The 19725-nt window shown below is 60.8% G+C and carries 17 protein-coding genes and 2 pseudogenes; 7 read left to right on the top strand and 12 right to left on the bottom strand.

Annotation, left to right across the window (positions count from 1 at the left end):
* Position 1 precedes the first annotated feature (1 nt).
* The 5 genes from PQQ53_RS15360 to PQQ53_RS15340 all read right to left on the bottom strand — a co-directional run bounded on the left by PQQ53_RS15360 (position 2) and on the right by PQQ53_RS15340 (position 5016).
* Positions 2–472, bottom strand: a complete 471-nt coding sequence (locus tag PQQ53_RS15360) for a RidA family protein (protein ID WP_408324696.1) — start codon at positions 470–472, stop codon at positions 2–4.
* A gap of 37 nt (positions 473–509) precedes the next feature.
* A complete protein-coding gene (locus PQQ53_RS15355) occupies positions 510–1610 on the bottom strand; it encodes an alanine racemase (protein WP_408324694.1) in 1101 nt (366 codons plus the stop codon).
* Positions 1611–1645: 35 nt separating this feature from the next.
* Positions 1646–2587 (bottom strand): glutamate cyclase domain-containing protein, encoded by a 942-nt coding sequence (locus tag PQQ53_RS15350; protein WP_408144635.1) that lies wholly within the window; start codon positions 2585–2587, stop codon positions 1646–1648.
* Between the two features lie 47 nt (positions 2588–2634).
* Positions 2635–3936: an MFS transporter gene (locus PQQ53_RS15345; protein WP_408324692.1), complete on the bottom strand. Its 1302-nt coding sequence runs from the start codon at positions 3934–3936 to the stop codon at positions 2635–2637.
* A 645-nt stretch (positions 3937–4581) separates the two neighbouring features.
* The gene (locus tag PQQ53_RS15340; protein ID WP_408144632.1) at positions 4582–5016 is read right to left on the bottom strand and encodes a winged helix-turn-helix transcriptional regulator; all 435 of its coding nucleotides are present in this window, start codon (positions 5014–5016) and stop codon (positions 4582–4584) included.
* Between the two features lie 521 nt (positions 5017–5537).
* Between PQQ53_RS15340 and PQQ53_RS15335 the strand changes: the two are divergent.
* Positions 5538–5732 (top strand): annotated as a pseudogene (locus PQQ53_RS15335) (class II aldolase/adducin family protein); the annotation flags it as partial.
* On the opposite strand, the pseudogene PQQ53_RS15330 reads toward PQQ53_RS15335, so the two are convergent.
* Positions 5730–6146, bottom strand: a pseudogene (locus PQQ53_RS15330) (MFS transporter); the annotation flags it as partial. The pseudogenes PQQ53_RS15335 and PQQ53_RS15330 overlap by 3 nt on opposite strands.
* 117 nt (positions 6147–6263) lie before the next feature.
* Here PQQ53_RS15330 and PQQ53_RS15325 point away from each other — a divergent pair.
* The gene (locus PQQ53_RS15325; RefSeq protein ID WP_408144630.1) at positions 6264–7082 is read left to right on the top strand and encodes a TetR/AcrR family transcriptional regulator; all 819 of its coding nucleotides are present in this window, start codon (positions 6264–6266) and stop codon (positions 7080–7082) included.
* A 195-nt stretch (positions 7083–7277) separates the two neighbouring features.
* On the opposite strand, the gene PQQ53_RS15320 is transcribed toward PQQ53_RS15325, so the two are convergent.
* Positions 7278–8495 carry an MFS transporter gene (locus PQQ53_RS15320; protein WP_408324690.1) on the bottom strand — a complete coding sequence of 406 codons (1218 nt, stop codon included), beginning with the start codon at positions 8493–8495 and terminating at the stop codon, positions 7278–7280.
* 386 nt (positions 8496–8881) lie between these two features.
* Here PQQ53_RS15320 and PQQ53_RS15315 point away from each other — a divergent pair, with 386 nt between their 5' ends.
* The 4 genes from PQQ53_RS15315 (at position 8882) to PQQ53_RS15300 (ending at position 12997) form a co-directional block, all read left to right on the top strand.
* On the top strand, positions 8882–9880 hold the full coding sequence (locus PQQ53_RS15315; RefSeq protein WP_408324688.1) for an aldo/keto reductase: 999 nt from the start codon (positions 8882–8884) through the stop codon (positions 9878–9880).
* A gap of 16 nt (positions 9881–9896) precedes the next feature.
* Complete coding sequence (locus PQQ53_RS15310; protein WP_408324686.1) at positions 9897–10208, top strand: high-potential iron-sulfur protein; 312 nt, start codon at positions 9897–9899, stop codon at positions 10206–10208.
* Between the two features lie 75 nt (positions 10209–10283).
* Positions 10284–10736 carry a (2Fe-2S)-binding protein gene (locus tag PQQ53_RS15305; protein ID WP_408144622.1) on the top strand — a complete coding sequence of 151 codons (453 nt, stop codon included), beginning with the start codon at positions 10284–10286 and terminating at the stop codon, positions 10734–10736.
* On the top strand, positions 10733–12997 hold the full coding sequence (locus PQQ53_RS15300) for a xanthine dehydrogenase family protein molybdopterin-binding subunit (RefSeq protein ID WP_408324684.1): 2265 nt from the start codon (positions 10733–10735) through the stop codon (positions 12995–12997). The genes PQQ53_RS15305 and PQQ53_RS15300 overlap by 4 nt, the downstream gene beginning before the upstream one ends.
* Before the next feature lie 96 nt (positions 12998–13093).
* Here PQQ53_RS15300 and PQQ53_RS15295 read toward each other — a convergent pair whose 3' ends face one another.
* The 5 genes from PQQ53_RS15295 to PQQ53_RS15275 form a co-directional block, all read right to left on the bottom strand.
* Positions 13094–13708, bottom strand: a complete 615-nt coding sequence (locus PQQ53_RS15295) for an ankyrin repeat domain-containing protein (protein WP_408144618.1) — start codon at positions 13706–13708, stop codon at positions 13094–13096.
* 77 nt (positions 13709–13785) lie between these two features.
* The gene (locus tag PQQ53_RS15290) at positions 13786–15240 is read right to left on the bottom strand and encodes a catalase (protein ID WP_408144774.1); all 1455 of its coding nucleotides are present in this window, start codon (positions 15238–15240) and stop codon (positions 13786–13788) included.
* A gap of 413 nt (positions 15241–15653) precedes the next feature.
* The gene (locus PQQ53_RS15285; protein ID WP_408324683.1) at positions 15654–16070 is read right to left on the bottom strand and encodes a putative periplasmic lipoprotein; all 417 of its coding nucleotides are present in this window, start codon (positions 16068–16070) and stop codon (positions 15654–15656) included.
* A gap of 273 nt (positions 16071–16343) precedes the next feature.
* Complete coding sequence (locus PQQ53_RS15280) at positions 16344–17738, bottom strand: heavy metal sensor histidine kinase (protein WP_408324682.1); 1395 nt, start codon at positions 17736–17738, stop codon at positions 16344–16346.
* Positions 17735–18406 (bottom strand): heavy metal response regulator transcription factor, encoded by a 672-nt coding sequence (locus tag PQQ53_RS15275; protein WP_408144612.1) that lies wholly within the window; start codon positions 18404–18406, stop codon positions 17735–17737. Before PQQ53_RS15275 ends, PQQ53_RS15280 begins: the two co-directional genes overlap by 4 nt.
* Before the next feature lie 702 nt (positions 18407–19108).
* On the opposite strand from PQQ53_RS15275, the gene PQQ53_RS15270 reads away from it, so the two are divergent.
* Positions 19109–19420, top strand: coding sequence for a DUF4148 domain-containing protein (locus PQQ53_RS15270; RefSeq protein ID WP_408324681.1), 312 nt, complete (start codon positions 19109–19111; stop codon positions 19418–19420).
* Positions 19421–19725: the final 305 nt, after the last annotated feature.

Raw genomic sequence — 19725 nt, 5'->3', positions numbered from 1 at the left:
GTTAGCGCTCGCCGATGTAGGCAACCACGTCGATCTCCACGAGCACACCCTGGAGACCGGCTTCCACGGTTGTTCGCGCGGGCTTATGCTCGGCAAACCAGCTCGCATAGAGCGCGTTGAAGCGGCTAAAGAGCGTCAAGTCGGTCAGATAGGCGGTGACTTTGACGACGTCTTGGGGTCTCGCGCCGGCGGCGGCCAGCACCCGCTCGATGTTGGCGAGCGTGGCACGGGTCTGCTCTTCGATCGAGTTGCCGATCACATTCCGGTCGGCGTCGCGCGGCGTCTGGCCGGACAGGAAGACGAAATCGCCCGCGATCATCGCGGAAGAATAGTGCCCGCCCGGATTGAGCTCGCCTGGATTGACGCCACGCAATGCGCGGCGTGTGCCACTGTCGTTCATGTTTTTCCCTTTGCCTTGATGTCGTGTTTTTCCGAGTTGCCGCATGACGTGCGTGGCCGCGTCGCGTTGCATGGCTTCAATCGCCATTTACCGCTGCCGGGCTCGCGGCCTATCGGCGGCTCCCGAGTTGCTCACGCACTTCCCACGACCCTTCGGTGGTAAGCACCCGCGCGCTGGGGTAGAGATAGGCAGTCGTGCAAGCATGGCGCGGCAATAACATCACCCGGTCGCCGACAGCCAGATCGGTGTTTTCGACTACGACGTGCTCTTCGCTCATCATGACGATCTTGCCGTCCCAGCGAAAGCGCTCCGCCATCGGCTTGTCCGGCGAGATGGCCTTCGAGCCCGCATCGAGCGTCGCGGTTGCGCCGTTGCGTGAAATTACCGTTGCCAGTACATATGCGCTTGGCGTCCAGCCGAGCGCGGGCAACTCCAGGTCGTGCTGAGCGCTCGAATAGGTCCAACTGCCCGGGGATACGAAGTCGGCGAGCGTGTCTGGCCACAGATCGAACGTGTAGCTGCCCCCGGCGACGAGCTTTGTCGACAGTCCCTCTGCATCGGCTGCGCGCGTCAGCACGGCCACTTGTCCCACGATGGCGTCCACTCGCGCGCGGCGCGTGGCAGTATCGAGATCATGGATATGGCCGTCGTAGACATGCCATCCTCCAAAGCAGCCGAGCGCGGCAAGCGTACGGGCCAGTTGCAGCGTCGCCACTGTCATTGGCGCGCCAGTTCTGCCCATGCCGGCATCCAGGTCGATGAGCAGCGCGAGATTGGCCGGCGGCGCCTCATTCGTCGCGCGACGCCACGCGCCTACGCCTGCCGCCGAGTCGACGAGCGCATCGACCTGTGCGGCCGGATGAGCGCGCGCCAGCGCGAGCACGGTGTGGATATGAGCACTGTTCACGGTCGGATATGCCCAGAGGACGTGTTTCGCGCCGGCCTCGAGCACCATCGCCACTTCGGCGACGGTAGCGGCCTTGAACGCCGTTACGCCTTCGCGCATCAGTCTTTCTACGATCCAGCGGGCGCGATGCGTCTTCACATGCGGCATGAGCCGCTCCACCCCTCCACACGCACGGGCGGTCGCGTGCAAGTTATCGACAATGCCGCGCTCGGAGACGATGAAACACGGTGTCTGCAATTCTCCTGGCAAGCTGGCGGCCCACGACGGCGCACGTGTAAAAGTGGTACTCGAAAGGTCGGACATGGTCGGTACGTCAAGAAATTGAAAGGGCGTCACGCTCACGCGTGCGACGGCGCTGCGAGGTATCCGTCCACGTGTGCCCTGAGCTGACCCAGCACTTGCGCATGCTGTTCCCACGAGAGCCGGTCGACGCTCATCTTCGGCGTCGCCGGGCGGTCGATGCGGCTATCGTCAACCGCCTGGCCGATGTCGACGGCCGCAGTCAGATACGCCCGGTCACGCTCTGGCGTGAAATCGCTAAGCAGCCGCGCTGCCGCGTCTCGCGGCGCGACCATCGCCATCGCGGATACCAGTCCCCAGCCGCCCCAGTTCGAGACGCTGGAAACGATCAGGTAGTCCGCGGGAATGGCCGCGCTGATCAACGGGCCGTTGGGAATGTCGTCGTGGACGATTTGCTCGGGCAGCACGCCCATGCCGATTTCATTGCCGCCGTCGCCGATGCCGATCGTGACCCACGGACGCGACCACTCGGGATCCTCGAACAGAAGATGCAGCGGAGCGGTATCGTCGGACATGTCCGCGCCGTATTCCCGGTGCGGCTTGCCGTCGCTCGCGGGCGAGACCCGCTCGATCGCGATCATGTGCGTGATCGGACGTTCCGCCTCGCTTAGCCGGGCTCTCAGCGACTTGACCGATGCCGCGCTCACCGAGGTGATTTCGAACGCCACCTCTTTCGGCAATTCGGTGGTGACTGCCCAGACCGCCTTGCAGCATGGCGCGTCCGAGATCACCGTCACCGGTATGCCGAGGTTCGACAGTGCGGCGGCGAGATGGGCCATGCCGCCCAGTCCGTCCGTCTCCGGCGAGGGCGGGACGGCATTGCGTATGAAGAAACCGGTCACGATACCGACGTGGGCGTTCGGCGTGCTCATGATCGAACGCGCGGCCGCTTCCAGCTGACCTTCGACGAACCGCTTCATGCGGCCAATGTCGCGCCGGACGGTTTGGCCAATGATGTCTTCGACTTTTGCTATTCCCATTTTCCAATCTCAGTAGCAATTTTGCTTATAAGCGGCGCGGCGATCGCTCAGACTGGAATCTTCGTTTCATAATCGATTCCGATTGAACAGAGCAGCAGGCCGACGCCCATTGCGGCGAAACACATCAGCGCGAGGAAATACGAGCCCGTGAATTGAACGATCGCGCCAATCGCAATCGGGATCACCATGCCGCCAATATTCCCGCCGAAGTTGAGCATCCCGCCGAGCGTGCCCACCTTGTTGCGAGAGGCGAGCATGGCGGGGATCGACCAGTACAGGCCGCCCCACCGCAGAAAGAAGAGCGTGATGGACAGCAGGATCACGACCATGGTGGGGTTCGTCGCATGCGCCACCGAAAATACCGCGATCGTGGCAACCACGCCGGCGATGCCGAAGAAAGTACGCATGACGCGGTTCGGTGCGGCGCCGCTGGCGAGCCACTTGTCGGCGACGTAGGCACCGGAGAGTTCGCCGATGAAGCCGCAGAAGAAGATCACGAAGCTGGCGCCGCCCATTTGCTGAATGTTGAAGCCCTGCGCTTTCTGCAGATAGGTGGGCATCCAGGTCAACAGGCCGTAGTAAAGCGTTGTGCAACACATGAATCCGATGAACATCAGCCACACTGAGCGATACCTGAAGAAATCGAGCGAGTTGCCCGACAGGCTTTTGGCTTCCTTTTCGTCTTCCTTGCGCCGGGCCAGTTCGATGTGTTCCGCTTCGGCTTCATTGACGCCGGCGTGCTCGCGCGGTTGATTCTTGATGTAGTACCAGGCGCCTATCCCGCACAGGACGGTGCCGACGCCGGCGATCGCGAACGCGGTGCGCCATGAGTGCGCGACCACGATCAGCCAGGTGATCAGTACCGATCCGAGCGCGGCGCCGAGTGGCGAGCCACCGTCCATCAGCGATGCGCCACGGACGCGCTCATGCTGCGTGAGCCACATCGCATTGAGCGCACCTCCCGCCGAAGCCACGGGCGCTTCTGCCACACCAAGTCCGAGTCTTGTGGCGAGCAAGGACACCGCGTTGGTCGTCAGCGCACCAAGGCCCTGGAAGGCGCCCCAGAGCAAAGTGCACAGCGCGAGGACCAGCCGCGGCTTGAAGCGGTCGACGGCCATGCCGCCTGGAATCTGCATCAGCGTGTATGACCAGAAGAACGAACTCATAATGAGGCCCTGCATGACCGGCGTAAGCGTGAACTCGCTTGCGATCATCGGCATCGCAACGGACAGCGATGCCCGATCGATGTAGTTGACCGTCACCAGCAGCAACATGATGAAGAAAATCTTCCAGCGAACCGATGTCTTCGGCTGGGCGTACGCAACGACCGCCGCAGGTGCACCGCTCATGCCTGTTCTCCTAATGCTCTATTTGAATGTCAGATACACGCCCGGCGCGTTGCGCGTCGGCGATAGATGAACCGGTCGTCTGCTACGCGCAGGCGCCCGTTTCGTACTGGTTGAATTCGAGTATAGGTGCGCGGACCTGAGTGCAGATAATCGAAAGTGAGCCGCGCAGTCGATAGAAATCGGTGATCACGTGTGCGGCGGCTTCAGCACGAAAATCGCAAGCACGGCGGTGCTCAGATCGAGCACAATCGCGCATCCGACCTTGGCAAGCAGCTACAGTGCCTGGTGAGAGCGATCGCACAGGGAGCGATGTTGAGACTTCAGAATGTTCGCACCGGCACGCGGGTTGCCGTGGGTTTGGGTTGATTCCGTTTGCGCTCATCGCGCTGGCGCTCGTAGGGATCACGCGAGTCAACAGGATCAATGCGAGCCTCGCGACCATCAACGACATCAACTCACCGGCATCGTCAAGCAGAATTCGGACAACGCCAGGCAAGCCAGTGCAGTAGCCAGGTGGTGGAGGAGATAGCTACGCGGTTCGTTGCCAACGGAGCGTCATTGACCCGCTCGTGTAACGCGTCGGCCACCGTTGTGGGCATAGAACTGCCGCATGCATTTGCAATTCAGCAGCTTCAGCCGTGCCGTCTAAAGAGTCGCCCCGTCGGGTGACCGTGAGGTGTCGGCGCGCTTTTCTCTGCCGTCGAACTGCTGCCGCGCGGCTTCCATTTCGGTCATGTGACTTTCGGCCCAATCCCAAATTCCGCAGATTTTGTCCAGAAGGCTGTTTCCGAGCGGTGTCAGCCGATAGTCGACACGCGGCGGTATCACGGGATGCACGTGGCGCGACACCAGGCCGTCGCGCTCGAGTTGGCGCAATGTTTTCGTGAGCATCTTCTGACTGACGCCGCCGATGTGTTCGCGTAGGCGCGAAAAACGCATCTCGCCATGAGTTCCCAGTGCATCGATCACCAGAATGCTCCACTTGTCGGCGATCTGCTCGATGATGTCGCGCGCAAGATCATCGGTTTTCTTTTGCGCATTGCCGTCGGCGCGAAGCGCATCGTCGCAGTTTGTTTCCATGGGGGAGGTATGGGGCCGCGAGGTGTTTGGTGGTCGCCTGATGTGGCTGACATGATCGTAAGCGTGTTCGCTTGCTCATTTAGTCAGCGTGCTTCAGTTCCTCGACAGCATCCGACCCAGGTGCGGTTTGTCAAAAAACAAGTATCGCATGACTAGCGAAACCCTTGCGATTGAATTTTTTATGTATGCCCGTTTCAAGCCTTGGACCCGGACGCGTGCTATCGGCGAAGGAAGTGGTGACGCCAATAAAGGCAATCAATTGCGGTGATCCGGCGGGCCTTCGATAAATTTGCTCAGGACACCTTCGGCAAAGCCGCGCTCGTCGCGTCGCGCTGAGTGCTGGATCATCGACCTGACGATAGGGTTGCGAGGCATACATCGTCCTTGCATATCCGGACACCAAGGTCGAGTCGTCTGCGCACGTTATGAGCGCAAGAGGCGATCTTGTGACAAATCGTCGATGGCCTGTGTCCTCTGTGCCGACGAAAATCAAGTCGTCGACCAGCACGAAGGAGTATGTCATGGGCCACGCGGAAGTCCGCGAGTTGCAGACTCCCAAACCAATCGGCGGACGCTTGCCGGAGCCACCGGTATTCGGCAGCCTCGACGATGAACGGCAGCATCGCAAGCTCAAACTCGCCGCGGCGTTTCGCATCTTTGCGCGATTTGGGCCGGCCGAAGGCATCGCCGGACATATCACGGTCCGCGATCCGGAGTTTTACTATCGAGCGCATCAGGTAACGTTTCTCGGTGCTGCGCAGCACGGCGAGGCGGCCTACCGGCATCATCATCGCGCCGCCGATTCCCTGCAGGATCCGCGAAACGGTGAATTCGACGAGGCCGTTACTCAGCCCGCAAAGTATGGAGGCGCCGGTGAACACGATGATCGCGCCGCCGAACACCGAACGTTGCCCAAAGCGGTCGGCCACCCATCCGCTAATGGGAATGAAGACCGCGAGCGCCAGCAGATAGGCAGTCATGCCGATACTCAGGCTCACGGACGTGACGCCGAATGTGGCGGCCATGTGGCGCAGGGCGGTCGCGATCACCGTCGCATCCAGATTCTCCATGAAATAGGCACTGGCGACGATCAGCGCAATGATGACTGACTGGCGGCTTGACAAAGACATGGATGGAGAACGGAATTCGGGTTGTGCGGCAGGTCCTCAAACGCGCCTCAGGGTGGAGCGTTTGCATTGGCTGGCGGCCAAAGATGGGACTCGCAGCGCGGTAGCCTGAGATAATGCATGACTGCGCCCGGGTGCCTCGCGAGGCTTTTGCTCGGACCCGGACGATATACTCTACCAAATCATAAGTCGTCATGTGGCGACTTATTTTTCGACAGTGATGGACACAGGAGCGTCATGAAGGCCAAACCCAGGGATGTTGCAGAGCCGGGCAGCAAGAGCGCAGCGGGCCGCGCGCCGGTCAAGCGGCCGATGAAAGCGCCGCAGCGCCTGCCGCGCGCCGAGCGTCAGGCGCGCGTGCTGGAGAAGGCCGCCGAATATTTTGCCGAGCACGGTTTGAACGCGCAGACTCGCGCGATTGCCGAGGCCTGCGGCGTTTCGCAACGTCTGCTGTATAGCCTGTTTCCCAGCAAGGCTGCCTTGATCGACGAAGTTTATAAGCGAGAAATTGTAGGAACCTTCAAGGCGATCTGGTTTGTTCAACTGAAAGACCGCAGTGTGCCGATTGAAAGCAGGCTCAATACTTTTTATCGCGACTACTACGACACCCTGCTGACGCGGCAGTGGCTTCGCCTGTTCCTCTACTCGTCGCTTGAAGATCTGCAGATGGCGCCGACGTACACGAATGCCGTCGTGACGCATGCGCTTGAGATCATTGTCACTGAGACGGCGCACGAATTGGGATGCGGCGTACCGGCCGATCCGGCGCATCTGACCGAGGTAGGCTGGCTGCTGCATGGCGCGGTATCGCACCTTGCGATTCGCCGCCGCATTTATTCGAACGACAACACCACGCCCAGCGACGCGGTGATTGCGATGCACGTGCGCGCCTTCCTCACGAGCGCGCCAGCGCTGCTACCGGCGCTGGAGGCTTCCTGAGCGTGACGCGCCGGCGGGCTCGCACAGCGCGGCAAACGGTCGGGAAGCGCTGCACAAAAGCGCGTGTCGTGGACCGCTTCGCCGCACGGTGTGAATTGATCGAGGTCGCCCGCAATCCATCAGGTGAATTCCGGGCGGCCGTCGCCGCCGTTTCTTCAAGCGATTGCTGCGCTCGAACTGCGAGGGGTTTCGTCTTTAGTCACCCATTGCATGGGCGTCTGGCTCCCGGTTCGCTTGCCGGCGCATCAGCAGGAGCAGGGCGATAAGCACAAGGACTATCGTCAGGCCGACAAAGAGCAGGGTCGCGCGTTGAATGCCGGTGAGCTGCACGGCGATACCCAGACCAATCACAGGTAGTGAGATCGCCACATAAAGCACGACGAAATAGCTCGACGTGACTTCCGCTCGCCGGTGCGCGGGCGCCGCCGACGCGATCTCGCCCAACCCGGCACGGAAGCTGATGCCTTGCCCGATTCCAGCCAGGACGGTGCCGAGCAAAAGCGCGCCCAGCGAGCGTTCGGGCACGCACAGGCCCACACAGACGAGTCCCACGACGAGTCCAATGCAGCCGACCGCTTGGCGCCACCGCGCAGCAATGATCGTCTGCACGATTTGCCCGAAAGCGGAGCACGCGAACAGCAGGAACACAATCGAGCCGGTCACGATTCCGCTGTGAAAACCGAGCACGACCCGAATCAGTTGAGGGCCGACCGCCGCAAAGAAGCCCACCACGACGAAACCGGCAAACCCCGCCAGCGCGGCAGGAATGAACGCACGGCGTACCTCGACCGGAAGCGAAATTTTCTGGAAGCCGAGCTTCACCCGCGCGGGAATCGCGGCGGTCTCCGGCACACCGAGCACGGCGAGTGCGGCGATGCCGACCAGCACCAGATGGACCCCATAGGGCAACTGCGTCGGCCATGGAAATAGTTCGACCAGGATGCCGCTCAGCAAAGGACCGAAACCCAGCCCGAGCATATTGGAGGCGGTAGCCGCGAGCATGGCTTTACCGCGCCATGCAGGCGGCGCGAGTTCGATCACGGCGACGGTGGCGGTTCCTGTGAAGATGCCAGCAGAGACGCCTGACAGCAGGCGGCCCAGCATCAAAAGCGCCAACCCGTCACTGAGCAGGAACGTCAGCGCCGATGCGGCCGACGCACACAACCCCGCGATCATCATGCGACGACGGCCCAGCTGATCGGACCAGTTGCCGATCAACAGCAGCGCACCGAGCACACCGACTGCATATGAGGCGTAGATCACGGTGATGACAGTCGGCGTAAAACCATACTGCTGTTGGTAGTACCGATAGATTGCCGTCGGTAGCGTTGTACCCATCATGTTGATCGCGAACGCCAATGCTACAGCCAGAAATGCGATCGGGGATTGCGGTGTGCCAGAAACTGATTTCATCAAATATCCCAACGGTTGCTCGAAGACCGCGGGCCATTATGGGCAATTTCTCACGGCTTTGCTGAGCGCCCGACAATGGCGGCCAGCGTCGACCTCACGTGGCGGCGGCTACGCGAGGCGATGGGCGACGCCCCAGTGGTGTGAGCCGATAGCCGACCCGCGCAAGATCATTGGTTCTCCTTTGCGGGTTGTCGTGCGTGTAAGCGCCGTGGCAGCAATTAGTTTCCACGGGGAAAGTATGAAACCGTCAGGTGCCTTCTTGTGATCGGCGGATGCCGCTGAAATAATCGGCTCGCCTGCCTGCTCTATGGGCACGCCGCTATGGGTCAGATCGCATTCGACCCGGACGCGCCGCTTGATGTAGTGCTTTGATTTGAGAGCTTCACATGACTATCGAAACAATCGCAATTGAAGGCTTAACGACCCCTGTCTCACGTGTCGGCCTGGGCACCTGGGCCATTGGCGGGTGGATGTGGGGTGGCACCGACGAGAAAGACTCGATCGCGGTGATCCGCCGGGCGCTCGACAGCGGTGTCAATCTGATCGATACGGCGCCGGTGTACGGTTTCGGCGCTTCGGAGGAGATCATTGGCAAGGCGCTGGCCGACGGCTACCGGCACAAGGCGGTCATCGCCACCAAGGTCGCACTGGAATGGCACGACGGCGCGGTATTTCGCAATTCATCGCCGGAGCGTATTCGTCAGGAAGTGGAGGACACGCTGAGGCGCTTGCGGACAGATTACATCGATCTGTATCAGGTCCACTGGCCCGACCCGCTCGTGCCGATCGAAGAGACCGCCGCGGTGCTCGACGATCTGCGCAAGGAAGGCAAGGTGCGGGCGCTGGGCGTCAGCAACTTCACGCCTGCGCAAATGGATGCGTTCCGGCGCGTGGCGCCGCTATCGGCCACACAGCCGCCGTATAACCTGTTCGAACGGGATATCGACCGTGACGTGCTGCCGTACGCCGAACAGCATGGGCTGGTCGCGCTTGCCTATGGGGCGCTGTGTCGCGGACTGCTGGCGGGGCGCATCGGCGTCGAGACGCGCTTCGAGGGCGACGATCTGCGCCAGCGCGATCCGAAGTTTTGCGCGCCGCGTCGCGAGCAATATGTCGCGGCCGTGAAAGCGCTGAACGTGTTCGCGCGCGATAACTTCGACAAGTCGGTGCTCGCGCTGGCGGTGCGCTGGGTGCTCGATCGCGGCCCGACGATCGCGCTATGGGGCGCACGTCGTCCGGCGCAACTGGACGGGGTCGAAGATGTGTTCGGCTGGCGCCTCGACGAGAAGGCGTTCGCGCAGATCGACGCGATTATCGCGAACTTCGTCAGGGAGCCCGTGGGACCGGAGTTCATGGCGCCGCCGCAACGCTTGCTCGTAGCCTGACAGGGAGGTATTGAACATGAGAACCCTTCGACGCACCTTCATGATTCATTCGATCGGCGCCGCCGCGCTGGTGGTTTCCGGACGCTCCGTCTGGGCGGCGCCGCAGCAGCTTCAGGAGAGCGATCCCGCTGCGCAGGCGCTCGGGTACAAGGCCAATGCGACCCAGGTCGACCACACGAAATATCCGCATTACCGCACCAACCAGCGCTGCGCGAACTGCCAGTTCTACCAGGGTAAGCCAGCCGACGCCAACGCGCTCTGTGCGCTGTTCGGCGCAAAGCAGGTGAGCGGCGCCGGATGGTGCAACGCCTATCAGGCAAGAGCATGAACGGCGTGCGCAGATAAGGCGATGACCAGGCAGCGCCGGCAGGTGCGGCGTGCGTCCACGACAAGGAGTGAACCGATGGAACTGATTGTGAATGGCGTGCATCACAACGTCGACGCCGACGCGAACATGCCGCTGCTGTGGGCGGTGCGGGACCTGTTGGGGCTGCATGGCACCAAGTTCGGTTGCGGCGTGGGCGCATGCGGCGCGTGCACCGTCCATCTGGATGGCGTGGCAGTGCGCTCGTGTGTCACGTCGCTTGCGGATGTACAGGGCAAGCCCGTGACGACGATCGAAGGCCTGGGCAAAGGCGGCGAACATCCCGTGCAGCGGGCGTGGAAAGCCGCGAATGTGCCGCAGTGCGGCTATTGTCAGCCGGGCCAGATGATGCAGGCCGCGTCGCTGCTCAAACAGACGCCGAAGCCGAGCGACGAGCAGATCGTCGAAGCCATGTCCGGCAATGTCTGCCGCTGCGGCACCTATCAACGCATCAAGGTTGCCATCAAGGCGGCGGCGGAGCAGACGTCATGAGCGAGATCGTCAATTTGAGCCGGCGCCGGGTACTGAAGGGCACATTGGCGGGCGGCGTGGTGCTGGGTCTGCATGTCGGCGGCGCGCGCCAGGCGTTTGCGGCGACCCCGCTCGCTTCGGCAAGTGGTGTCAAAGCAGTGTTTGCGCCGAACGTCTATGTGTCGGTCGCGCCGTCTGGCGAGATCGTGCTGGTCGCGCATCGCTCCGAGATGGGCACCGGCATCCGTACCAGCCTCGCGATGATCCTCGCGGACGAACTCGATGCCGACTGGAACACAGTCAAGGTTGTGCAGGCGCAAGGCGATGCCAAGTACGGTGACCAGAATACCGATGGCTCCCGCAGCATCCGCCAGTTCTTCCAGCCATTGCGCGAGGCAGGCGCTTGCGCGCGGCAGATGCTGATCGCGGCGGCCGCTGCGCAGTGGCGAGTGAGCCCGGCGAGCTGCCGGACCGAGCCCGGCCACGTGGTGCATGCGGCGAGCGGGCGGCGCGTTTCATACGGTGCGGTGGCGGAGGCTGCGGCGCGTCAGCCGGTGCCCGGCCGTGACACGCTGAAGCTGAAAAACGAGGACACATGGCGCTATATCGGCAAGTCCCTGCCAATCGTCGATCTCGACGACATCGTGCATGGCCGCGCAACGTACGGCATCGACGTCGTGTTGCCCGGGATGACGTACGCGTCGGTCGAACGTTCGCCTGTGTACGGCGCAACGCTCAAAAGCGTCGACTCGACTGAAGTGATGAAGGTGCCCGGCGTGCTGCACGTCGTGCGCATCGTTTCGGCGCCGCTGCCCGCCGGCTTCCGGCCGCTGGGCGGCGTCGCGGTGATCGCGACCAGCACCTGGGCCGCGCTGCAAGGGCGCCGGAAACTCAAGCTCGAATGGGACCTCGGGCCCAACGGCACGTACGATAGCCGGGCGTATCGCAAGGCGCTTGAAGACACTGCGCGGCAGCCTGGGAAGGTCGTGCGCAACAATGGCGATACCGCCGGCGCGTTGAAGAACGCCGCACGACATGTGTCGGCGGACTATTACGTGCCGCATATGGCGCACGCGGCGATGGAGCCGCTGGCTGCCACTGCATCGTTTGCGAACGGCGCCGTCGAAGTCTGGACCGCCACGCAGAATCCGCAGCAAGCACGCACGACCGTCGCGCAAGTACTCGGCTTGCAGGAGCAGGCCGTGACGATCAATGTCACGTTGCTCGGCGGCGGCTTCGGCCGCAAGTCGAAGCCGGACTACGTGGCCGAAGCCGCGTACCTGGCGCGCGAGGTCGGCGCTCCCGTCAAGCTGACGTGGACACGTGAGGACGACATACGCAACGATTATTTCCATGCCGTGTGCGCGCAGCACATGGAAGGCGGCCTCGATGCGCAGGGCAACACGATTGCGTGGTTGCACCGGAGCGTGTTTCCGTCCATCGGTTCGACGTTCACGCCGAACGTGATTTATGGTTCGGCGGGCGAACTCGGTCAGGGCGTGACCGACATGCCGTATGAAATCGCCAATGTGCAGTGCGAGAACGGAGCGGCGCCGGCGCATACGCGTATCGGCTGGTATCGGTCGGTGTACAACATTCCGCACGGCTTCGCACTGGGCTCGTTCGTCGACGAGCTCGCCGTTGCGGCGCGACAGGATCCGGTGAAGCATCTGCTCGCGCTGCTGGGCACTCCGCGTCATGTCGATCTGCATGCGCTGGGGGTCGATTATCCGAACTACGGCGCGTCGATCGACGAGTATCCAATCGATACCGCGCGCTATGCCGCTGTGGTCCGCGCGGCCGCGGTGCGTTCGAACTGGGCTGCGGCGTTGCCCGCTCGCCACGGGCGCGGGATCGCTGTCCATCGCAGCTTTTTGACGTACGTTGCCGCGGTCGCCCAGGTGCAAGTGGCCGACGATGGCTCGGTGCGGGTGACGCGTGTCGATCTGGCGGTCGACTGCGGACGTATCGTCAATCCCGACCGCGTGATCGCGCAGTTCGAAGGCGCGGTGGTGATGGCGCTCGGCAATACGCTATACAGCGAACTGACGTTCGGTCAGGGGGCGGCCGAGCAATCGAACTTCACCGACTATCGGGTCGCCCGCATCGACTCCGTGCCGGAAACCCATGTCTACATCGTGCCGAGCGCCGCGCCGCCCGGTGGCGTTGGCGAACCGGGTGTGCCGCCGACAACGGCTGCGATCTGCAACGCGATCTTCAATGCGACAGGTACGCGGATTCGGGCGTTGCCGGTAGACAGCGCGCTGTTGAAGCGGGCGTGACCCGCACAGGGGTAAGGGCGCGGCCGCGCGGGTATTGCGGTCACTTTTATCTGCCGATGGTCGAGGCGGCATGAAACGCGGCTCATCGGCAACGTCTCATTGTGTCGCGCCGACGTGGCGTAGCGCTTCCTCTACCGCCGGATTGCGTTGTGCGATCGCCATTTGCAATGCGGTGCCGCCGCGCGCATCGACATGGTTCACGTTGGCGCCGTGTGCGACGAGCACCGGAATCATATCGAGTCGGCCGAACAGCGCGGCAAACGACAATGCCGTTTCCCCCGCATTGTTGGTTTGATCGATGTCGCAATGCTTGTCGAGCAGCATCGCGGCGATTTTCGGCTCGCCTTTGAAGAGCGCCCCCATCAGAGCCGTATTCCCATGCCGGTCGGCCGCACAAGCGTTGGCGCCTGCGGCAAGGAGGGCCGTTAGGGTCTCCGGGTGATTGTCGTACGCGCTCAGGATCAGCGCGGTATAGCCTTCAGGCGTCGTTGTGTCGAGCGGGAAATGGGCGGCGATCAACGCCTGAACAATATCCGTGCGTCCCGCACGCGCCGCAGCAAACCAGTCTTCGGTGTAACGCGGCATGTCCGTCACGGCCGAATACGTTCCCGACTGATACACATGCTGCGCGCAACTTGCTGTCAACAGTGCGGTCAGGCTAATGGCCGCCACGGTCCGAACAAGGCGCCGGGCAGCAAAAGAGCATCGCATTGCGTCCTCCGTGAGAAAGCGTACCTATCTACTTATCGGGTTGGGAAACCTGCTTGCGCAGGCTTCCCCAATTTGCTTCAGTTGTCGCTCAGGTGTGCCGCGGCGTCCTTCACGCGCGTGACATCCGCATGCGTGGCACGCGCGAGGCGGGTGCCGTAGTCGGCATCAGCCTTATAGAAGTACGAGAGCATCGCGTACTTGTTAGCGTCGTTGGTCACGCGGCCAAGGTCGCCCGACAGCGCCGTGATCAGGTCTGTCTTATCGGTATCGGACAGCGTCCGGTAGTACTCGCCGGCCTGACGGAAGTCGAGTGTTTTGTGAATCGCTCTTTGCTGGGTCGTCCCCTTCAGCGGCGTCTGCACGGACTTGTACTTGTCCTGTTGCGCGATTTCGGCGATTCCGGACGGCTCGTAGTTCACTTCGCCCTTTCGATCTTCCCCATTCATGAGGCCGTCCTGGTTGTTGTTGTAGATCGGGACGGCAGGACGGTTGATTGGCAACTGGTTGTAGTTCGGCCCGAGGCGATACATCTGTGTGTCGGCATAGGCGAACAGGCGGCCTTGCAACATCCGGTCCTCTGAAGGTTCAATGCCCGGTACGAGGCGCGAAGGCGCGAATGCCGATTCTTCCGTGGACTCGAAATAGTTATCCGGAATGCGGTTGAGCGTCATCGTGCCCACCTTCTGCTCGGGGATGGAAGATGGCCATACCTTCGTGTCGTCCAGCGGATCGAAATCGAACTTGTCCAGATCCTTCGGCGAGAGCACCTGGATGTAAAGGTCCCACTGCGGATACGAATGGGCCTTGACCGAGTTGTACAGATCATTGGTCATCAGATTCCAGTCGGCGCCGATCGAGTGCGGGATATCCTGGGGGCGAATGCCCTCGATACCCTGACGGCTCTTCCAGTGAAACTTCACGTAGTGAACCTCGCCTTTCGCATTGACGAACTTGAAGGCGTGCACACCGAAGCCGTCCATGTGGCGGTATGAATCCGGCATGCCCTCGTCCGTGTAAAGGTGCGTGAGCATGTTGGTTGCTTCGGGCGAATGGGCGAAAAAGTCGAACGCCAGATTCGGATCCTGCACACCGGTCACTGCCGATGGTTTGTTCGCATGCACGAAGTCAGGAAACTTGATGGCGTCCCGAATGAAGAAGATGGGCCAGTTGATGCCGACCATGTCCCAGTTCCCTTGCTGCGTGTAGAACTTGATTGCGAAGCCGCGCGGGTCGCGTGCCTGCTCGGGCGAACCACGATATCCCATCACCGTCGAGAATCGAACAAAGACTGGGGTCTTCGTTCCAGGCGTGAACACTTGGGCAGAGGTCAGGGAACTGATGTCCGTGGTCGGCACGAACTCGCCAAAGAGACCCGTGCCGCGCGCATGCACCACGCGCTCGGGTATGCGCTCCCGGTCGAAACGCTGCAGTTTCTCGATGAGATGAGAGTCCTGCAAAAGGACCGGACCTTCGGGGCCGGCGGTCTGGGAGTTCTGATTGTCGCCGACCGGCGACCCGCTATCCTGGGTCATATCCGCCGCATACGACGTTTGAGCGAGCGCCACTGCTGAGACGATCGAGAAAATGCTTGCAGCAATCTGTGTCTTCAGTACTTTCACGTTGTATTCCTGGTTAAAGAGGGAGCCGGAGGAATCCTATGACTCATCCGTTCTACTATCCAATCTCTTTTTCCTATCATTTCAATAGTCGACTAATTGCTTTGGAAAATTAAAGACATTGGAAAAAGAGAAAGAACAATGAATGTGAATTGCTATGCGGAGTGATTGAAAAATACAGCCGTGTGCGCCACATGATCGTGATATGGGAGCAGGCTGTACGTCTCGCGCAGTTAAAAAACACTATTTCATCGAGTACGTTTTCATATGTATTTATGAGTATTCTATTAAAGTTGTGGAATTCAATTAACATTGTTTCGTAAAGCGAATTAATTGAGAGAGGTAAGGGTTCTCGGAAACAGACAGATGGGCGATTTCACATGCATATTCTGATTGCGGCAGGGCACGCCATCGTAGTCGACTACAGTGCCGTGCGATGTCTGCCGGTTTCCGGTGGGATGGCGCGATTGCGACTGCGTCGCGCAACCGGTTAGCACGATCGCGAACGCACAAATTGGAAAAAGTCGTTTCATCACCTGTTGTATCCCGGTTGGTTTGACGCGAACGTCGAACTGCAATTTGACGTTCGCGAGCGCCTCGGGCGACAGGTCTACGGCATTGGGCAGCGCTGACTCGTTAGCCGCGGGCGAAGTCCGCGAGTGAAGGGAAAACAGCGCACCGCAAAGGACGAGGATGCCAGCTCCCCCGACAGACAGCTGCAGACGCCTGCGATAGCGAATGTTCACGAAAGCTCTCGATGGTTGAACAGACCTTGGGACACCGAGGTATCGCGACGTCTTCCCTCAGCGTTGGAGAGCGTATTTTCGTGTTGCGTGTCTGATTACGAGGTGGCGGCGAGATGTCATTTCGGACATCTTGGGAAGGCACGCGCGAAATGCATCGTCGGCTTGCCGAGCCGACGCAAGACGAACGCGGGCGCGCCATCTTGCGCGGATTAGCTAACGGAACTCTGCGAGAAAAGGATGCCGCGTGATTGCGCGCGACGGCGACTCAGGCTGTTACGCGGTCGCGGAAGGAAAGTAAAGCGTGAAGGTCGTCGAGCCGGCGCGGCTGACGACGTCGACTCGGCCACGATGCAACTCCATGATCGATCGCACGATGGCGAGGCCCAGCCCCATGTTCTTCGCCGACCCTTGCCGCGCCGGATTGATTCGATAAAAGCGGTCGAAGATCTTGCCGATATGCTCCGGCGGAATGGTGTGGCCGGTGTTCGTGACTTCGACGGCGACGTACTCGTCAGACCGGTAGGCGCGCAGCTCGACCTCCGATTCGGCGTCGGCATGCTCAAGCGCGTTCGATACGAGATTGCTCAGGGCGCGTCGAAGCATGGACGGATCGGCGCGAACCTGGATTGCACCGTCGAGGGCGAAATGGATGCCCTTGTTCTCGGCCACTCCTTCAAAGTACGAGGTGAGCCTCGCGAATTCTTCATGGCAATCGAACACGCCCAGCCGAAGCAGTTCCTTTGAATGGTCCGCTCGCGCGAGGAACAGCATGGTCTCGATCATCCGTTGAAGGCGCTGGCATTCCTCGATATTCGAGTCGATGAGCGCCTCGTATTCCTCGGTGGATCGCTCACGCGAAAGAGTAATTTCCGACGCGCTGATCATGTTGGCGAGCGGAGTGCGCATATCGTGCGCCAGATCGGAGGAGAACTGTGAGAGTCGCGCAAATGCACGTTGAAGCCTGTCGAGCATGCGATTCACTGGACCCGCGATGTCACGGAGTTCGACGGGACCGCCGCGAATATCGAGGCGCTCGCCAAGATTGTGGGCCTCGATGCGCGAAATTCGTTGGCCGATGGTTTTGACCGGGGATAATCCCCGCTTGGCGATGGCGTAGCCAAGTAGACCCGTCAGCGCCGAGCCGCCGAGGATCACGAGCCATACATCGCCTTGGTACTCGCGAAGGACGGAGTAACGCGTTGCCGCTTCATGGGCGAGCAGCACGCGTATCGATTCACCTGAGCGCAACTTTTCGTCGCCGAATACGCAGCGCGAAGGTCCGAGGGACGGGGGGGAGCATGAATAAGGCTGCCGTTGTGCCGGATCGCCCGACCCGATCGAGCGCAAGCGCTGGTCCCGCCGGTCCGAGTCGGCCAACACCTTTCCTTGACCATCCAGTATGGCGAAAGAGATTGCCGGATGCGCGAGCAATTCCTCGCGAAACAGGCCGCTATTGCTGCCGATCGCTTCCACAGAGCCGTATCGGCGAGCTGTCGACAGAAACTCGTCGAGCTTGACCGAAATCTCGCTGTCGTCGCGGTGCATGAGTTGGCTCGACAGCGAATGATAGAGAAGGCCGCCGGCCATCGAGAGCACCAATATGGCGACAATAGTAAAAGCGAGACTCAAACGCCTGAGCAGCGAGTACGCTCCGTCCGCGGCAGTCATGCTCGCTCTTCCATCACATAGCCCATGCCACGGACCGTATGGAGCAGTTTCTTCTCGAATGGGTTGTCGATCTTTGTGCGCAGACGTCGGACAGCCACCTCAACGACGTTCGTATCGCTGTCGAAGTTCATGTCCCAGACCTGTGACGTGACGATCGCGCGCGTGACCACTTCCCCCTGCCTCTCGGCGAGGAGCTTCACCAGCGTGAATTCCTGCGCGGTCAGGTCGATGCGAACGTTACCGCGCCGCACACGGCGCCTGAGGAGGTCGATTTCCATATCGCCGACGCGCAGCACGGTGTCGACCGATTGCGTCGGTCTGCGCAGCACCGCGCGAATCCGTGCAAGAAATTCGGAGTAGACGAAGGGTTTCGCAAGATAATCGTCTGCCCCCGCTTCAAGTCCGGCGACTTTGTCCTCGACCGCATCGCGCGCCGTCAAGAGGAGTACGGGTGTGCGTTTTTGCGCTCGCAAACGCCTGAGTACCTCAAACCCGTCGATGCCCGGGAGCATCACGTCGAGTACGATGAGATCGTAGTCTTCATGGAGCGCGAGGAACAAACCGTCGTTGCCATCGTTAGATACATCGACAATGAAGCTTGCCTCCATCAGGCCTTTGCGAAGGTAGGAGGCCATCTTCTGTTCGTCCTCGACGATAAGAATACGCATGATGAAAACCCTTTCGCTTAGCAAGTCGTGCATTCAATCCAGATAGTACATTACGCAAATTGCGTCCGCGCAGCGCGTTGAGGCGAAGTCAATTGGGTCGCATACGATATGTCTGCACTGCCGAGTGCGTGATTGCGCAAGGCCTCTTGTTCCTCGCGACGGCGGCAGAATGATGGGCATATAACCTGTACGTCAACACTCCATCGCGCGTGCCGGAAAACTTCTTCGCCTGCCTGCCTGCCGACAGGCCGCGCTTTGCACCGTCCGAACTATTCGCTCCCGACCATACTGGATGCGATAAGAACTACCAGGTCAATTGCCAATACTCGAAACTCTGTTGGAATCGCCTCGGCAGCGCTGTTCGACCCGACAGGCAGACGATTATAGAGAGACTTCCTTGCGCCAGGATGGACGGAAGATGACAAAGAAGTCATAAAGCGGGGCGCTTTTCCAGGGCTGGCTCAGGCGCAATGGCCGAGCACAACGCAGGGAAAGAGGCTGGGAAGATGCACGGAACAACTGGCGCCTCGATCCCGGCCTCGAAATCAAAACATGACGTCGATGTAATGCGAGCGTCAGGATCCCTCCATCTTCGCCCATGCAAAATAACTGTCACCTGCTCTCGTTGCGGCGAGGAAGGAGATCAGTGGTTCCGATTACTGATCGAAGCTGACCAAACCCACGTTTATGAGGTAATTCACGATGAAGCGACATTTGTATGCTGCCTTGGTGATTGGGCTGCTCGCACTCCCGACTGCCTCCTTCGCTCAGGACGCTGGCGTGTCACTGACGCATAAGGACGTACAGGCGGACCTGATCAGATTGGAACAGGCCGGCTACCGGCCGAGCAAACTGAAATATCCCGCTGATATCCAGACGGCAGAGGCCCGCCTCGACGCGCAGGACGTCACAGCATCGAGCAACAACGATGTGGGGGGCGTGTTGGATGGGGCTTCACAAACGAGTGCTCCCAAGACGAGCGTGGGCGCCCACTCGATTTACTCCCATCACTGATACTGGTCGCGGTGACGATCCGCACTGTCAGTGCCGGTCTCCTCTGGTCTACGTCAACCGGTTTGATTAAACATGCCGGAGACACGAGCCGGTAGTCGCGTCGGCGGTGGCGATCCAGTTGGTTGCCTTACCGCCATTTTCGTAGCTGGCGTACCGGCGTGCTTCTTCGAGATCGTGGTATTCCGTCTGGCCGCAGTGGTATTGATACCGAGCATAGCCGCAGCGATGAGGTCCGGCGTCGGCCGGCCGCGGGCGAGGGTCGAACCGACTGGCCACGTATTCCAGGCAGGAACTCCACGCCGGCA

Origin of the sequence: Paraburkholderia strydomiana (assembly GCF_046030495.1) — a bacterium.
Taxonomy (GTDB): Bacteria; Pseudomonadota; Gammaproteobacteria; order Burkholderiales; family Burkholderiaceae; genus Paraburkholderia; species Paraburkholderia strydomiana_A.
This window is presented reverse-complemented; position numbering and strand designations above follow the sequence as displayed.

Coding starts and splice junctions, on each gene's coding strand:
- PQQ53_RS15360 (WP_408324696.1), bottom strand. CDS start 472: ATGCAACGCGACGCGGCCACGCACGTCATGCGGCAACTCGGAAAAACA.
- PQQ53_RS15355 (WP_408324694.1), bottom strand. CDS start 1,610: ATGTCCGACCTTTCGAGTACCACTTTTACACGTGCGCCGTCGTGGGCC.
- PQQ53_RS15350 (WP_408144635.1), bottom strand. CDS start 2,587: ATGGGAATAGCAAAAGTCGAAGACATCATTGGCCAAACCGTCCGGCGC.
- PQQ53_RS15345 (WP_408324692.1), bottom strand. CDS start 3,936: ATGAGCGGTGCACCTGCGGCGGTCGTTGCGTACGCCCAGCCGAAGACA.
- PQQ53_RS15340 (WP_408144632.1), bottom strand. CDS start 5,016: ATGGAAACAAACTGCGACGATGCGCTTCGCGCCGACGGCAATGCGCAA.
- PQQ53_RS15325 (WP_408144630.1), top strand. CDS start 6,264: ATGACTGCGCCCGGGTGCCTCGCGAGGCTTTTGCTCGGACCCGGACGA.
- PQQ53_RS15320 (WP_408324690.1), bottom strand. CDS start 8,495: ATGAAATCAGTTTCTGGCACACCGCAATCCCCGATCGCATTTCTGGCT.
- PQQ53_RS15315 (WP_408324688.1), top strand. CDS start 8,882: ATGACTATCGAAACAATCGCAATTGAAGGCTTAACGACCCCTGTCTCA.
- PQQ53_RS15310 (WP_408324686.1), top strand. CDS start 9,897: ATGAGAACCCTTCGACGCACCTTCATGATTCATTCGATCGGCGCCGCC.
- PQQ53_RS15305 (WP_408144622.1), top strand. CDS start 10,284: ATGGAACTGATTGTGAATGGCGTGCATCACAACGTCGACGCCGACGCG.
- PQQ53_RS15300 (WP_408324684.1), top strand. CDS start 10,733: ATGAGCGAGATCGTCAATTTGAGCCGGCGCCGGGTACTGAAGGGCACA.
- PQQ53_RS15295 (WP_408144618.1), bottom strand. CDS start 13,708: ATGCGATGCTCTTTTGCTGCCCGGCGCCTTGTTCGGACCGTGGCGGCC.
- PQQ53_RS15290 (WP_408144774.1), bottom strand. CDS start 15,240: ATGACCCAGGATAGCGGGTCGCCGGTCGGCGACAATCAGAACTCCCAG.
- PQQ53_RS15280 (WP_408324682.1), bottom strand. CDS start 17,738: ATGACTGCCGCGGACGGAGCGTACTCGCTGCTCAGGCGTTTGAGTCTC.
- PQQ53_RS15275 (WP_408144612.1), bottom strand. CDS start 18,406: ATGCGTATTCTTATCGTCGAGGACGAACAGAAGATGGCCTCCTACCTT.
- PQQ53_RS15270 (WP_408324681.1), top strand. CDS start 19,109: ATGAAGCGACATTTGTATGCTGCCTTGGTGATTGGGCTGCTCGCACTC.